Consider the following 14,907-nt stretch of genomic DNA (forward strand, 5'->3'; position numbering starts at 1 on the left):
ATGGCTAGCTTTAAAACCCTCGACGATATTGGTGACATTCATGGCAAGCGCGTGTTGGTGCGCGTCGATTTGAACGTCCCGATGAATGACGGAGCGGTTGCAGACGATACGCGCATTCGCGCCGCCATGCCGACAATTAAGGAATTGTCGGACAAGGGTGCTATCGTGTTGTTGCTGGCCCATTTTGGCCGTCCGAAAGGCGCGAAAGACCCCAAGCAATCGCTGTCCTTGGTGGTCGGCGGTGTCGAAGATGTGCTGGGGCACGGCGTGATGTTCATTCCCGAATGCGTTGGGGAAGGGGCCAAGGCTGGCGTGGCCGTGTTGGCCGCTGGTGACGTCGCAATTTTGGAAAATACCCGCTTCAACCCCGGCGAAGAAACCAACGACCCTGCTTTCGCCGATGCTTTGGCGGAAATCGGTGATCTTTATGTGAACGACGCTTTCTCGGCCGCGCATCGTGCCCATGGTTCGACCGAGGGCATTGCGCGCCGTCTGCCCGCTTATGCTGGCCGCTCGATGGAAGCGGAACTCAAGGCGCTCGACGCTGCACTGGGCGCGCCGGTGCATCCGGTGGCCGCCGTTGTCGGCGGCGCAAAAGTATCGTCAAAAATCGACGTGCTGCGCAATTTGGTCGGCCAAGTCGATCATCTGATCATCGGCGGCGGCATGGCCAACACCTTCTTGGCCGCACGCGGCGTGAATGTCGGCAAGTCGCTCTGCGAACATGATTTGATCGACACGGCCAATGCGATCTTTGAAAGCGCGGATGCGGCGGGTTGTACCATCCATCTGCCCTATGATGTGGTGGTTTCAAAAATATTCGCGCCCAACCCACCAACGCGCACCGTCAATGTGCATGAAGTGGCCGCAGATGAAATGATCCTCGATGTTGGCCCCGCCGCCGTCGAAGCCTTGGGCGATGCGATCAAAAACTGCCGCACTTTGGTATGGAATGGCCCGCTGGGTGCTTTTGAAACCCCGCCCTTTGACATGGCAACCGTCGCCTTGGCCAAAACCGCTGCCGCGCTGACCGTTGACGGATCGCTGACCTCCGTTGCGGGCGGCGGTGATACGGTGGCGGCGCTGAACCATGCCGGTGTTGCGGCCCAATTCAGCTTTGTGTCGACCGCAGGCGGCGCATTTTTGGAATGGATGGAAGGCAAGCCCTTGCCCGGCGTTGACGCGCTCAAGGCCTGAAACCCCATTTGCCCATAGAATTAAAGGGTCCGCTGAACAAAAGGCGGGCCTTTTTTCATAGCGCCAGCGCAAAAGATCAACAGGCCGGTTGCATCATGCACTGGTCATGCTATGCGCCCGCACAACATACGTATGCACAGCCACGGAGACGTTATGACAACCCCCAATGCCGCGATGATGGAAAAGATTAAATCGGGACAAGGTTTCATTGCCGCACTCGACCAGTCGGGCGGCTCTACGCCAAAGGCATTGAAGGGCTATGGCGTTGATGAAGATGCCTATGCGAACGAAGAAGAAATGTTCGCCCTGATCCACCAAATGCGCAGCCGCATTGTGACCGCGCCTTGCTTTGATGGTCAAAAGGTCATCGGTGCGATCTTGTTCGAACGCACCATGGACGGTGAAGCTGGCGGCAAGTCGGTTCCTGCCTTGCTGTGGGAACGCGGCGTGGTTCCGTTCATCAAGGTCGACAAGGGCCTTGAGGACGAAGCCAATGGCGTCCAATTGATGAAGGCCAACCCCACGCTGGACGAACTATGCGCTCGCTCGGTTGCCAAGGGCGTGTTCGGCACCAAGATGCGCAGCGTTGTGAACCTGGCGAACGAAGCTGGCGTTAAGGCGATCGTTAAGCAGCAGTTTGAAGAAGCTGCCCGTATTGCCGCGCATGGCTTGGTTCCGATGATCGAACCAGAAGTGAACATCAAGAGCGTGGAACGCGACGCTGCGGATCGTATCTTGCTGACCGAATTGCTGGCGGCTTTGGATGCATGGACTGGCGCACCAGTCATGCTGAAGCTCAGCCTGCCGACCGAAGCTGGCCTGTTCCAGCCGCTGGTTGACCATGCCAAGGTGCTGCGCGTCGTGGCGCTGTCGGGCGGTTTCGCTCGTGCCGAAGCGTGCGTAGAGCTGGCCAAAAACCCCGGCATCATCGCCAGCTTCAGCCGCGCCCTGCTGTCGGATCTACGCGCACAAATGAGCGATGACGAATTTGACGCCTCGCTCGGCGGTGCGATTGACGAAATTCACGCGGCATCGGTCGCATAATTTCAAGCATCGATCAGTTTTGATAACAGCCCCGCTGGCCTAGGCTAGCGGGGCTGTTTCATTTTAATATCCGCCCGAAAAGCGGAAAGAAAAACGATAATCTTGCGGCTTCACTGGTTCTTCGCCTGCAAGGGATGGCGGCGTGGCGGCGGTGATTTCAATATGTCCATCGGCGATATGCGTGATTTCGCCCAACGTCAGTTCAAAGGGAAAAGCCTGCCCATTTCCGCGATGCCAAATCATCGCCAATTTTAACCGGCCCGCCCACACACAGCGCGCATTTTGTGGGCAGCGACTATCTTCTAAAATCTTTACGGCTTCGATAATCGGACCATCTGCATAAGCGCGCTGGCCCAATGCCATATCCTGCGCTTGGGGCAGAATGGCTGCGGCTTGGTTGGGTGTCGCCAGCGGCGTGTTGCCGCTGGCACAGCCTGCCAGCAACAGGGTTATGGGCAAAAAAGCGCCAGCGACGAGGGGAAGGGGGGCTTTCATCATTTGCGGCACCATCACTCCATCGCTATGAACGCTGCATGACCACAGATTCCTGCCAATTATATTTGATCTCCCCGCAAGATGTGGGCGGAGATTTCCCCGAACGCCTGACTGCCGCTTTGACGGCTGGCCCCGTTGCGGCTTTTCAGTTCCGTGTCAAAGGATTGACCCAGCACCAAGCCGCCGATTTGGCCGCGCCGCTGCGCGCCATTTGCGCGGACCATGATGTGGCGTTCATCGTTAATGACGATGTGGCTTTGGCCAAGCGCGTCGGCGCGGACGGCGTGCATTTGGGCAAGGATGACGGCGACCCGCGTGATGCGCGAGCCGCATTGGGGCCCGACACGCAAATTGGCATATCCTGCTATAATAGCCGCCATTTGGCGATGGAGGCGGGCGATGCTGGCGCGGACTATGTCGCATTTGGGGCCTTTCATCCCACCACCACCAAAGAGGTGGAGGTCTATGCCGACCCAGAATTGCTGACATGGTGGCAGGGCTTGTTTGAACTGCCTTGCGTCGCCATTGGCGGTATTACCGTGGATAATGCGGCGGCTTTGGTGGAAGCTGGCGCAGACTTTTTGGCTGTTTCGGGCGGTGTATGGAACCACCCCGACGGTCCGGCTGCGGCTGTCAAAGCCTTTGCCGAAATTTTCGCCGCCGCGCCGCCGCGCGAACTATAACGGCCATGACCATCCGCCCAAGCCCTTGCGGGCATGGGCGGCTCTGATGCTTGAACGTTTTTGGCGGTCAAGCATCTTGCCATTTTGGGCGAGGCCGTCTATTGGCCCGCCTTCTGATCCAGCGCGCAATGCGCTGGCTGCTCTTTCCATCTTTGTTCTAGAGAGTGTGCGCGATGAAAATATCCGGCGTTGAAATCCGTCCCGGCAATATTCTTGAATATGAAGGTGGCATCTGGAAGGTCGCCAAAATTCAGCACACCCAACCAGGCAAGGGTGGCGCCTATATGCAGGTTGAAATGAAGAACCTGATTGATGGCCGCAAAACCAACGTGCGCTTTCGTAGCGCCGATACGGTCGAAAAAGTCCGTCTGGAAACCAAAGATTTCCAATATCTTTACGCCGAAGGCACGGATCTCGTGTTCATGGACAAAGATAGCTATGAACAAATCACCATTGCCAAGGCAGTGATTGGCGACGACGCCGATTTTCTGCAAGATGGCATGGAAGTGGTTCTGGAACTGTGGGAAGAACGCCCGATTTCGGTGGAACTGCCCGAAAATATTGAAGCCACCATCGTTGAAGCCGACGCGGTTGTGAAGGGTCAGACGGCCTCTTCGTCTTACAAGCCCGCGATCCTCGACAATGGCGTGCGCGTGATGGTGCCGCCGCACATCAGCAGCGGAACCCGCATTGTTGTGAATGTGGCTGACCGCGAATATGTGCGCCGCGCCGACTAATTAAGATTTTGGCCGCTTGCCGCTCATCTTACCAAATTTGGTAATCGGCGCGGTTGGCGGCCTTGCTTTATCGCCCTTGGTCGCGGGCGGCGGAACAGGCAGGGCGGGAGGCCTGTTGCTCAGCCATAGCGCCAAGGGATGCCAATCAGGCCCCGCCATTGGGACCGACATTTTGGTCTTATACATGCCTATTTTATGGGTATGCGATTATATATTTTAACAAGCGAGTGGATTGATCATGGCCATTTCCGGCATCATTACCGTCATGGAACGCGCAGCGCGCAAGGCTGGTGCCAAGCTGCGCCGCGACTTTGGCGAAATCGAACATCTGCAAGTCTCGCAAAAAGGTCCCGCCGACTTTGTGACCAAGGCTGATCAGGCCTCGGAACGCACCCTTTACGAAGAGTTGAGCCATGCTCGTCCGGGCTGGGGCTTTTTGATGGAGGAAGCGGGCGAGATTGAGGGGGAACCCGGCAAGCCGCGTTTCATCGTCGATCCTTTGGATGGCACGTCGAACTTCCTGCACGCCATTCCGCAATTTGCGATTTCCATCGCGGTACAGGAACCCAAGCTGGGCGGTGGTTGGGGGGATATTACCTCTGGCCTGATTTACCAGCCGGTGACCGACGAAAGCTATTGGGCGGAACGTGGTCGCGGTGCGTGGCTGCACGACCGCCGCTTGCGCGTATCGTCGCGCCGTCATTTGCACGAATGTTTGATTGGCACGGGCATCCCCTTCATGGGCCATGGCGATATGGGCCAATGGGCGCGCATTTTCGGCGCGGTAGCACCCGAAGTGGCCGGTTTGCGTCGCTTTGGCGCTGCCAGCTTGGATTTGGCATGGGTGGCGTCGGGCCGCTTCGATGGGTTTTGGGAAAGCGATCTGAATGTCTGGGATGTTGCGGCTGGTATGTTGCTGGTGCGCGAAGCGGGCGGTTTCGTCAGCGATTATCGCGGTGGCGACCGCGCGGTTGAGCGTAAGGAGTTGATCGCAGGTAGCGGCGCTGTGCACAGCAAGCTGCAAAAGCTGATCGCCGGATCGCTGCGGAACGCCTGATCTGAAAACCGCCTTTGCCCAAATGTTGACAGGCAAGGGGCTGCGGCGCGCTAAAAATAAAGGCCGCTCACCAATAGGGTGGGTGGCCTTTATTTATGTGGGTCATTGATGAATATATCGGCGGGTGGATATTGCCCGAACCGTCATTCGGCCTCTTCGCCGTTCACAAATTTCCCAAAGCTGCTCACTAGCGACTTCCAGATGGCAAAAGACTCGACGATATTCTCACGCGGCAAACCGTTGAAGTCCAGATCGACGTCCATTTCTATGACAGGGTCTCCGCTGTCATCCACATAAGCGCGGGCAAAGCGTTTTTTGCGATTCCATTGATTGATGCGATCGGTCTCGAACACATCGCTGATGCTGTAGCCCGCATAAAATTGGATGGTCTTGCAATTGGTCTTGGCATCGTCGCAGTCCATGAACAGCACCAGCGAATTGGTGCCATTGACCGACATACGAAAAGACGGAGCCTCGCCTTTTTTGTTAATTATTTCGGGGGCAAAGCCTTCGGCCTTGGCCAGTGCAAACAAAGTTTTTGGATTTTTGGCATCAACCCATGTCTGGGCTACAGCGGCTGGCGATCCAACCATCGCCGCCAGCAAAAGGGGAAGGGAGAGCCTTGTCACGAGCGAGCGCATGTCATTCCTTTTTATCGATCATAGGATAAAGGGTAGAAAGAGATATTTTTATATTACGTCAATAGATTGCCGGAATTGGTTGATAGCGAAATTGGGCGTCTTTGCTGTTTCCACGACGTCATGGCTTTTCGCAAGGCGTATCGCTCACCAAGGCTAAGTGGCGGAAATGTCATTGCCTTGCTGTTATGTTGTTATGGCTGGTTGGCCGCAGGATATTCGACGCCGGTGGAATTTTACGCGTTGGTTCGCGCCTACTTTTCGATCTAGCCACGATAATCCACTCATTTGATGATAAAATCATGGCCTCAGTGCTTGCGGGAAGGGGATAGCTGGCCTAAAGCGCGTCCAATCGGGTGAAGAAGTTCACCCCAATGATTGCACAAACTTGACTGCGAGTTCCCATGGTCGATCTGACGCATTATCTGCCGATTCTGATCTTTCTGGCGATAGCTCTGGCACTATCCACGGCATTTGTATTTTTGCCGATGGGTGTGGCGAAGCTGACCGGATCGCATCAGCCCGACGCCGAAAAGCTGACGGAATATGAGTGCGGCTTCCCTGCATTTGAAAGTGCACGTGGCCAATTTGACGTGCGCTTTTATCTCGTCGCTATCCTTTTTATCATCTTCGATCTTGAAGCTGCCTTCCTCTTTCCCTGGGCTGTTAGCCTGGATGTGATTGGTTGGGCTGGCTGGGGCGCCATGATGGTGTTCCTCGGCATTTTGTTGGTCGGCTTTATTTATGAATGGAAGAAAGGGGCGTTGGATTGGGAATGACCAATACATCTATCCTCACCCCCGGTCAGATGCCGGTTGCGCCCGGCACTGCTCCGGACCAAGGGTTTTTCGATGATCTGAATGCCGAGGTGAATGACAAGGGTTTTCTTGTTACCTCGGCTGAGGATCTTTTTTCGTGGGCGCGCACCGGCTCGCTGTGGTGGATGACCTTTGGTCTGGCCTGCTGCGCGGTGGAAATGATCCATGTGAACATGCCGCGTTATGACATGGAGCGTTTCGGCGCTGCGCCGCGCGCTTCGCCGCGCCAGTCGGACGTGATGATTGTTGCTGGTACGCTGTGCAACAAAATGGCGCCGGCATTGCGCCGCGTGTATGACCAGATGTCGAACCCCAAATATGTGATTTCGATGGGCAGCTGCGCCAATGGTGGCGGCTATTACCATTATAGCTATTCGGTGGTTCGCGGCTGTGATCGCATCGTTCCGGTGGACATTTATGTTCCCGGGTGCCCGCCGACCGCCGAAGCTTTGCTTTATGGCGTGATGCAGTTGCAGCGGAAAATCCGCCGCGTTGGGACGATTGAACGCTGATGGCCCATAATGCTCCCCTCATCGCCCCTCGGGCAGGGATTGCGGCTGATCTGAAGTCCGTATTGGGTGTAGATCTGCTGGATCATGTTTTCGCCGTTGATGAAGACAGCATCACCGTAAAGCGCGATGCGCTGGGCGGTGTGATGGTCGCGCTGCGCGACCGGCTGGAATATCAGCAACTGATGGAAATTGCGGGTGTTGACTATCTGGACCGTGCCGAACGGTTCGAGGTGGTTTATCATTTGCTGTCGGTGACGAAAAATCACCGCCTGCGTGTACGCGTCACCACCGACGAAGCCACGCCGGTGCCGACGGTCGTCAACATCTGGCCCGTCGCGGGTTGGTTGGAACGTGAAGTGTTCGACATGTATGGCGTGTTGTTCGCTGGCAATCCCGATTTGCGCCGTATTTTGACGGACTATGGCTTTGAAGGCCATCCGCAGCGCAAGGATTTCCCGCTGACCGGTTATGTCGAATTGCGCTATTCCGAAGAGGAAAAGCGCGTCGTGCAAGAACCTGTTCGTTTGCAACAGGATTTCCGCAGCTTTGACTTTATGTCGCCATGGGAAGGTGCTGATTATGTGCTGCCCGGCGATGAGAAGGCCGAAGGAGATAAAGCATGACGGAAACCGTAACCGTCAAGCATCACGGCAGTGATATGTTCGAAGGCTATCCCATTGATGGCCCGCTGGACCCCGGTTCAACCGCTGGCGACCTGAGCGTTAGCAATTATACGATTAACTTCGGCCCGCAGCACCCTGCGGCGCACGGCGTTTTGCGTATGGTGTTGGAACTGGACGGCGAAATCATCGAACGTGTCGATCCGCACGTCGGCCTGCTGCATCGCGGCACCGAAAAGCTGATCGAGCATAAAACCTATCTTCAGGCTTTGCCTTATTTTGACCGCCTCGACTATTGCTCGCCCTTGGGCATGGAGCATAGCTATGTTCTGGCTGTCGAAAAATTGCTGGGCCTAGAGGTTCCAGAGCGCGGCCAATATCTGCGGGTGATGTTTGCGGAATTGACGCGCATTTGTAACCATATGCTGAACATCGGTGCTCATGTCATGGACGTTGGCGCGATGACGCCGAACCTGTGGGTGTTCGAACTGCGCGAAGATTGCCTGAACTTCTTTGAACGGGCGTCGGGCGCGCGGATGCACAGCGCCTATTTCCGTCCCGGCGGCGTTCATCAAGATGTGCCAGAAAAGCTGTTGGTGGATATTGCAGATTGGGTAGATACACGTCTGCCCAAGCTGTTCGGCGATGCCATGAGCTTGGTTATCGATAACCGCATTTTCAAACAGCGTAACGTCGATATTTCGACCGTGAGCAAAGAAGATGCCTTGGCGTGGGGCTTCTCTGGTCCGATGATCCGTGGCAGCGGTATTGCATGGGATTTGCGGAAATCGCAGCCCTATGACGCTTATGCCAAGATGGACTTTGACATTCCGGTTGGCACACGCGGCGATTGCTATGATCGTTTCATGGTGCGCGTCCAAGAAGTCTATCAATCGGCCCGCATCATCAAGCAGTGCATCAACGAAATGCCGTCAGGCCCCGTTGCCAGCACCGATCGCAAGGTCGTGCCGCCCAAGCGCGGCGAAATGAAGCAATCGATGGAAAGCTTGATCCACCATTTCAAGCTCTACACCGAGGGTTTCCACGTTCCCGCTGGCGAAGTCTATGTCGCCACCGAAAGCCCGAAGGGCGAATTTGGCGTCTATTTGGTCAGCGATGGTTCCAACAAACCTTATCGCTGCAAAATTCGCCCGACCGCATTCAGCCACCTTCAGGCGATGGATATGATGTCCAAGGGGCATATGCTGGCCGATACCACGGCTATCATCGGTGCCATCGACGTCGTGTTCGGGGAGTGTGACCGTTGAGCAAGCTGGCAATCGCAAAGCAGATGATCGCGCATTATAATGCGCAGGATGCGGATGCCTATGTCGCGCTGATGACCGATGATGCCGCCGAGGCGGGCTATCGCGGTGATGTGGTGCGCGATGGCAAGGAAGGCGTGCGTAGCGGCCTGAAGGCTATGTTTGCGGAATTTCCTGAAAATCGTGCCGAAATCCTGACGGGTTATGAATTGGGCAACCATGTCGCCCTGCACGAAAAGGTGTTTCGTTCGTCCGACGCAGAACCTTTCGAGGTCATGTCGATTTACACTTTTGAAAACGACCTTGTGTCGCGCGTGGAGTTTGTCCGCTAATGGCCGACGCACCCCAAATTCCCGATGAAGCCGAAGTACGCGCTCGCTGGGGCAATTTTGCCTGGACAGCCGAAAACGCCGAAAACGCCAAAACGGTTATCGCCCGTTATCCCGCCGGACGTCAGCGTTCTGCGGTGATGCCGCTTCTGGACTTGGCCCAGCGTCAGGTTGGAGCCGAGACCCAAACCCAAGGCTGGCTGCCCGTGCCGGTGATCGAATATGTCGCAGCCCAGCTCGATATGCCGTTCATCCGCGCTTATGAAGTCGCCACCTTCTATACCATGTACAATATGGCACCCGTTGGCCGTTTCCATGTGCAGGTTTGCGGCACCACGCCGTGCCTGCTGCGCGGTTCCGACAATGTCATGGCGGCGTGTAAAAATCGCGGCATGGTCAAGGGCAAGACAACCCCTGATGGTCTGTTCACCCTGACCGAAGTGGAATGCCTTGGCACATGCACCAATGCGCCCATGGTTCAGATTAACGACGATAATTTCGAAGATCTGGATTATGACAGCATGAGCCATATCCTAGAAGAACTGGCCGCTGGTCGTCAGCCCAAGGTTGGCACGCAAAATTCGGGTCGCCACAAGGCCGATCCAGAAGGCGGACCGACGACGCTGAAGGACATGCAAAACGCCAACCATGATTACCGGAAGGAGTGGTAAGCGATGCTAGCCGATAAGGATCGTATCTTTACCAATCTTTACGGGTTCCAGCCATGGAACCTTAGCTCCGCTCAAATGCGTGGCGATTGGGATAATACCAAAGATATTATCGCGCGCGGTCAAGACGCGATCATCGAAGAGATTAAAGCGTCGGGCCTGCGTGGGCGCGGCGGCGCTGGCTTTCCAACGGGCTTGAAGTGGAGCTTCATGCCCAAGGAACCACGCGAAGATCGTCCAAGCTTCTTGGTCATCAATGCCGACGAATCCGAACCGGGTTCGTGCAAAGACCGTGAAATCATCCGTCACGATCCGCACAAGCTGATCGAAGGCGCGTTGATTGCTGGTTTCGCGATGCGGGCACGTGCGGCTTATATCTATATTCGCGGTGAGTTTATCGCCGAAGCGAAGACATTATTTGCGGCCGTCCAAGAAGCTTATGACGCGGGCCTGCTGGGCAAAAACGCGGCTGGTTCGGGCTATGACTTCGATGTGTTCGTTCATCGCGGCGCAGGGGCTTATATCTGCGGCGAAGAAACGGCGATGATCGAAAGCTTGGAAGGCAAAAAGGGTCAGCCCCGTTTGAAGCCACCATTCCCCGCTGGCGCTGGCCTTTATGGCTGCCCCACCACGGTGAATAATGTGGAATCCATTGCGGTTGTTCCGACCATTTTGCGGCGCGGGTCGGGCTGGTTCTCCAGCATTGGCCGCGAAGGCAATAAGGGCACCAAGCTGTTCCAAATCTCGGGCCATGTGAACACCCCTTGCGTGGTCGAAGAAGAAATGGGCATCACCTTTCGCGAATTGATCGACCGTCATTGTGGCGGCATTCGCGGTGGCTGGGACAATTTGCTGGCGGTGATCCCCGGCGGGTCGTCCGTTCCGTTGGTTCCCGCAGAACAGATCATGGATTGTCCGATGGATTTCGACGGCTTGAAGGCTGTTGGGTCGGGTCTGGGCACCGCGGCTGCCATCGTGATGGATAAGTCCACCGATATTGTGCAGGCGATCAGCCGCATCAGCTATTTCTATAAGCATGAAAGCTGCGGCCAATGCACGCCTTGCCGTGAAGGCACGGGCTGGATGTGGCGCGTGATGGAGCGTATGCGCACCGGTGACGCCCAGATCGAAGAAATTGACACGCTGTTTGACGTGACGAAGCAGGTGGAAGGCCATACGATTTGCGCGCTTGGCGACGCAGCGGCATGGCCCATTCAAGGCCTGATCCGTCACTTCCGTCCGGAAATGGAACGTCGCATCCGTGAAAATGGCGGCATGATGGAGGCCGCGGAATAATGGTTAAAGTCACCGTAGACGGCCAAGAATTGGAAGTGCCACAGGGCGCGACCGTTCTTCAGGCTTGCGAAATGGCGGGGAAGGAAATTCCCCGTTTCTGTTACCACGAACGCCTGAGCATTGCGGGCAACTGCCGCATGTGCTTGGTCGAAGTGTCCCCCGGACCGCCCAAGCCGCAAGCATCTTGCGCGCTGCCCGCCGCCGAAGGTCAGGTCATCAAGACCGACAGCCCGATGGTGAAAAAGGCACGCGAGGGCGTGATGGAATTTCTGCTGATCAACCACCCGCTGGATTGCCCGATTTGCGATCAGGGCGGCGAGTGTGATCTTCAGGATCAATCGGTTGCTTATGGTCGTGGCGGTTCGCGCTATGACGAAAATAAGCGCGCCGTGACCGAAAAATATATGGGCCCCATCGTGAAAACGGTGATGACCCGCTGCATCCAATGCACACGCTGCGTGCGCTTCGCCGAAGAAGTGGCGGGTGTCGAAGAAATCGGTGCGATTTATCGCGGCGAAAATATGCAGATCACCAGCTATCTTGAGCGCGCGGTTAACAGCGAACTCAGCGGTAACGTGGTCGATCTGTGCCCTGTGGGTGCTTTGACGTCGAAACCCTATGCTTTCGAAGCCCGTCCTTGGGAACTTACCAAGACCATGGGCATCGACATGACCGACGCTGTTGGCACCAATGTGCGCATCGACAGCCGTGGCCGCCAAGTGCTGCGCGTTCTGCCGCGCGTCAATGATGACGTGAACGAAGAATGGGCCAGCGACAAGACACGCCACCATGTCGATGGTCTGATCTTGCGCCGCCTTGACCGCCCGTTCGTCCGCAAGGATGGCAAGCTGGTGGAAGCAAGCTGGGGCGAAGCCTTTGCCGCCATCAAGGCGGTCAATGCTGGTTCGTCGGTTGCGGCCATAGCGGGCGATATGGCGGATTGCGAAACCATGTTTGCGGCCAAGGCTTTGGTCAGCGCATTGGGTTCCAACCTGCTCGAAGGTCGTCAGACCGGCCTGAAATATGATGTATCCAGCCTGTCGGCTGTCAATTTCAACACCAGCATTGCACAGGCTGAAAATGCTGATCTGGTGCTGTTGGTTGGCACCAATCTGCGCTGGGAAGCACCGCTGATCAACACCCGCATCCGCAAGGCTGCGTGGAAGCGCGGCGTCAAGGTTTATACCATCGGTCAAGATATTGACCAAAGCTATAAGACCCAGCATCTGGGCAATGACGCTTCGCTGGTTGCCAATCTGCCTGCTGATGTATTGGAAGCCCTGTCGAAGGCAGAGCGGCCGATGATCATTGCTGGCGGCGGCGCGCTGGCGATCGACGGTGTGCATGGCGCTTTGTTGGCCTTGGCAGACAAGGTTGGCGCGGTGAAGGACGGCTGGAACGGCTTTAACGTTGTTCATTTCTCGGCCGCTCGTATGGGCAGTTTGATGCTGGGCTATGCGCAAGTTGGCGGTATCGCGGATATCATCGCAGCCAAGCCAAAGCTGGCCTTCTTCTTGGGCGCCGATGAAGTCGACTTCACCAATTTTGCCGGCACGGTAAAGGTTTATGTGGGCCATCATGGTGACAAGGGCGCGCATGCGGCTGACATCATCCTGCCAGCCGCCGCATGGACGGAAAAAGACTTTACGACGGTCAACACCGAAGGCCGCGTCCAACGCAGCGAACGCGCGGTCTTTGCCCCCGGCGATGCCCGTGAAGATTGGAGCATTTTCCGCGCACTGGCCGATACGTTGGGCGTAAGCCTTGGTTTCGACAGCTTTGACGCTTGCCGCGCTGCAATGGTGGCAGAGGTTCCGGCGCTGGGCGTCGAAGGCTTGGCGGATTATGGTTGGACAGTACCAAAGCTGCCCTCGAACCCCGAAGCGCGGGAAATCGGTACGCCGATCAAGGATTTTTACCTGACCAACGCGATTTGCCGCGCATCGCCGACCATGCAGCGTTGTTCGGATGAACTGATCCACGGCGTTGAATTTGTGGAGGCAGCGGAATGACCGAGTTTTTCCAAAGCCTAGGCCTGTCCTATGAATGGGCATGGGGCCTTGCCACCGTCGCTGGCATTTTGTTGATCGCTTTGCCGCTGATGCTGGCGGTGGCGATGATCATCTACGCCGACCGTAAAATTTGGGCCGCCATTGCACTGCGCCGTGGCCCCAACGTGGTTGGTCCCTTTGGTCTGCTGCAAAGTTTCGCCGACGGTCTGAAGGTTTTCTTGCAGGAAACCATTGTTCCGACCGCCGCCAACCGCACCTTGTTCCTGATCGCACCGATCATCACCTTCACGGTGGCGCTGATTGCTTGGGCGGTAATCCCGTTCAACTCTGGCGCGGTGCTGGCCGATATTAACGTTGGCTTGCTCTATATTTTGGCGGTCAGCTCGCTGGGTGTTTATGGCGTGATTTTGGCGGGTTGGGCGTCCAACTCGAAATATCCGTTCTTCTCAGCGCTGCGTGCATCGGCTCAGATGATCTCTTATGAAGTCTCGATGGGATTCATCTTGATCGGCGTGATCCTGTTCGCCGACAGCTTTAACATGAACGAAATCGTCAAGGCACAGCAAGGCCACGGTCTTGGCATCGTCAACGCTTTTGGTTTCAACTTGCTGTTATTCCCGTTGGCGATCATGTTCTTGATCACCGCCTTGGCGGAAACGGCCCGTGCGCCGTTCGACTTGACCGAAGCGGAAAGCGAACTCGTCGCCGGTTATCAAACCGAATATTCGTCGATGAGCTTTGCGCTGTTCTGGCTGGGTGAATATGCGAACGTCATTTTGATGTGTGCATTGAACGCCATTTTGTTCTGGGGTGGCTGGTTGCCGCCGCTGGATTGGGCACCGCTCTATCTGGTTCCCGGCTTTGTCTGGCTGCTGCTGAAGATTGCTTTCTTCTTCTTCGTGTTCAGCTGGGTGAAGGCAACGGTTCCCCGTTATCGTTATGACCAGTTGATGCGTTTGGGTTGGAAAATCTTCCTGCCATTGTCGTTGATCTTTGTGGTCTTGGTTTCCGGTTATCTGATGCTGACGAGGTACGCATGAGTTACGTTGGTCATCTCGTCAAAAGCTTTACGCTTTGGGAATTTGTGAAGGCGCATGCGCTGACGCTGAAATATTTCTTCAAGCCAAAAGCGACGATTAACTATCCGTTCGAAAAGAATCCGCTCTCACCACGTTTTCGTGGTGAGCATGCGCTGCGCCGCTATCCCAATGGGGAAGAGCGTTGCATCGCTTGCAAGTTGTGCGAAGCGGTGTGCCCCGCACAGGCGATCACTATCGAAGCGGAACCGCGTGAGGACGGCTCGCGTCGCACCACGCGCTATGACATCGACATGACAAAGTGCATTTATTGCGGCTTCTGTCAGGAAGCATGTCCGGTCGATGCGATCGTCGAGGGTCCGAATTTCGAATTCGCCACCGAAACGCGCCAAGAGTTGCTTTACGACAAGGCAAAGCTGCTGGCCAATGGTGACAAATGGGAAAGCGCGATTGCGGCAAACCTTGCCGCTGACGCGCCCTATCGCTAGGGGCAGCGCAA

17 protein-coding genes and 1 pseudogene are annotated in these 14,907 nt (G+C 56.1%); 15 read left to right on the forward strand and 3 right to left on the reverse strand.

The annotated features are described in order from the left end of the window. Together LKO31_RS00715 and LKO31_RS00720 are read left to right on the forward strand one after the other, a co-directional pair. Complete coding sequence (locus tag LKO31_RS00715) at positions 1-1,197, forward strand: phosphoglycerate kinase (protein WP_227688160.1); 1,197 nt, start codon at positions 1-3, stop codon at positions 1,195-1,197. A 153-nt stretch (positions 1,198-1,350) separates the two neighbouring features. Beyond that, positions 1,351-2,241: a fructose bisphosphate aldolase gene (locus LKO31_RS00720; protein ID WP_227688161.1), complete on the forward strand. Its 891-nt coding sequence runs from the start codon at positions 1,351-1,353 to the stop codon at positions 2,239-2,241. 63 nt (positions 2,242-2,304) lie between these two features. On the opposite strand, the gene LKO31_RS00725 is transcribed toward LKO31_RS00720, so the two are convergent. Beyond that, complete coding sequence (locus LKO31_RS00725; RefSeq protein WP_227688162.1) at positions 2,305-2,739, reverse strand: hypothetical protein; 435 nt, start codon at positions 2,737-2,739, stop codon at positions 2,305-2,307. Between the two features lie 35 nt (positions 2,740-2,774). Between LKO31_RS00725 and thiE the strand changes: the two genes are divergently transcribed. Then, a complete protein-coding gene (thiE, locus tag LKO31_RS00730; RefSeq protein WP_227688163.1) occupies positions 2,775-3,419 on the forward strand; it encodes a thiamine phosphate synthase in 645 nt (214 codons plus the stop codon). A 173-nt stretch (positions 3,420-3,592) separates the two neighbouring features. Continuing rightward, positions 3,593-4,156 carry an elongation factor P gene (gene efp / locus LKO31_RS00735; RefSeq protein ID WP_227688164.1) on the forward strand — a complete coding sequence of 188 codons (564 nt, stop codon included), beginning with the start codon at positions 3,593-3,595 and terminating at the stop codon, positions 4,154-4,156. Here efp and LKO31_RS00740 read toward each other — a convergent pair whose 3' ends face one another. Continuing rightward, a complete protein-coding gene (locus LKO31_RS00740; RefSeq protein WP_227688165.1) occupies positions 4,157-4,342 on the reverse strand; it encodes a hypothetical protein in 186 nt (61 codons plus the stop codon). It lies immediately after the preceding gene. Between the two features lie 52 nt (positions 4,343-4,394). Here LKO31_RS00740 and LKO31_RS00745 point away from each other — a divergent pair, with 52 nt between their 5' ends. Then, positions 4,395-5,213, forward strand: coding sequence for an inositol monophosphatase family protein (locus tag LKO31_RS00745; protein ID WP_227688166.1), 819 nt, complete (start codon positions 4,395-4,397; stop codon positions 5,211-5,213). 143 nt (positions 5,214-5,356) lie between these two features. Here the strand turns inward: LKO31_RS00745 and LKO31_RS00750 are convergent, their stop codons facing one another. Then, positions 5,357-5,854: a YbjN domain-containing protein gene (locus LKO31_RS00750; RefSeq protein WP_227688167.1), complete on the reverse strand. Its 498-nt coding sequence runs from the start codon at positions 5,852-5,854 to the stop codon at positions 5,357-5,359. Positions 5,855-6,255: 401 nt separating this feature from the next. Between LKO31_RS00750 and LKO31_RS00755 the strand changes: the two genes are divergently transcribed. The 10 genes and pseudogenes from LKO31_RS00755 to nuoI all read left to right on the forward strand — a co-directional run bounded on the left by LKO31_RS00755 (position 6,256) and on the right by nuoI (position 14,896). After that, positions 6,256-6,630 (forward strand): NADH-quinone oxidoreductase subunit A, encoded by a 375-nt coding sequence (locus LKO31_RS00755; protein ID WP_227688168.1) that lies wholly within the window; start codon positions 6,256-6,258, stop codon positions 6,628-6,630. Continuing rightward, the gene (locus LKO31_RS00760; protein WP_320443464.1) at positions 6,627-7,181 is read left to right on the forward strand and encodes a NuoB/complex I 20 kDa subunit family protein; all 555 of its coding nucleotides are present in this window, start codon (positions 6,627-6,629) and stop codon (positions 7,179-7,181) included. Before LKO31_RS00755 ends, LKO31_RS00760 begins: the two co-directional genes overlap by 4 nt. Then, positions 7,181-7,792, forward strand: a pseudogene (locus tag LKO31_RS00765) (NADH-quinone oxidoreductase subunit C); the annotation flags it as partial. The gene LKO31_RS00760 and the pseudogene LKO31_RS00765, both read left to right, overlap by 1 nt. A gap of 47 nt (positions 7,793-7,839) precedes the next feature. After that, a complete protein-coding gene (locus LKO31_RS00770; protein WP_407699226.1) occupies positions 7,840-9,069 on the forward strand; it encodes an NADH-quinone oxidoreductase subunit D in 1,230 nt (409 codons plus the stop codon). Positions 9,070-9,092: 23 nt separating this feature from the next. Next, the gene (locus LKO31_RS00775; protein ID WP_227688290.1) at positions 9,093-9,398 is read left to right on the forward strand and encodes a nuclear transport factor 2 family protein; all 306 of its coding nucleotides are present in this window, start codon (positions 9,093-9,095) and stop codon (positions 9,396-9,398) included. After that, the gene (locus LKO31_RS00780) at positions 9,398-10,066 is read left to right on the forward strand and encodes a complex I 24 kDa subunit family protein (RefSeq protein WP_227688170.1); all 669 of its coding nucleotides are present in this window, start codon (positions 9,398-9,400) and stop codon (positions 10,064-10,066) included. Before LKO31_RS00775 ends, LKO31_RS00780 begins: the two co-directional genes overlap by 1 nt. 3 nt (positions 10,067-10,069) lie before the next feature. Further along, on the forward strand, positions 10,070-11,359 hold the full coding sequence (gene nuoF, locus LKO31_RS00785) for an NADH-quinone oxidoreductase subunit NuoF (protein ID WP_227688171.1): 1,290 nt from the start codon (positions 10,070-10,072) through the stop codon (positions 11,357-11,359). Next, entirely contained in the window at positions 11,359-13,371 is a 2,013-nt protein-coding gene (gene nuoG, locus LKO31_RS00790; RefSeq protein WP_227688172.1) for an NADH-quinone oxidoreductase subunit NuoG, read from the forward strand. Before nuoF ends, nuoG begins: the two co-directional genes overlap by 1 nt. Further along, the gene (gene nuoH / locus LKO31_RS00795) at positions 13,368-14,411 is read left to right on the forward strand and encodes an NADH-quinone oxidoreductase subunit NuoH (RefSeq protein WP_227688173.1); all 1,044 of its coding nucleotides are present in this window, start codon (positions 13,368-13,370) and stop codon (positions 14,409-14,411) included. The genes nuoG and nuoH overlap by 4 nt, the downstream gene beginning before the upstream one ends. Continuing rightward, positions 14,408-14,896 carry an NADH-quinone oxidoreductase subunit NuoI gene (gene nuoI / locus LKO31_RS00800; RefSeq protein ID WP_227688174.1) on the forward strand — a complete coding sequence of 163 codons (489 nt, stop codon included), beginning with the start codon at positions 14,408-14,410 and terminating at the stop codon, positions 14,894-14,896. Before nuoH ends, nuoI begins: the two co-directional genes overlap by 4 nt. Positions 14,897-14,907 lie beyond the last annotated feature (11 nt).

The sequence above is a fragment of the Sphingopyxis yananensis genome (assembly GCF_020687785.1).
GTDB lineage: Bacteria > Pseudomonadota > Alphaproteobacteria > Sphingomonadales > Sphingomonadaceae > Sphingopyxis > Sphingopyxis yananensis.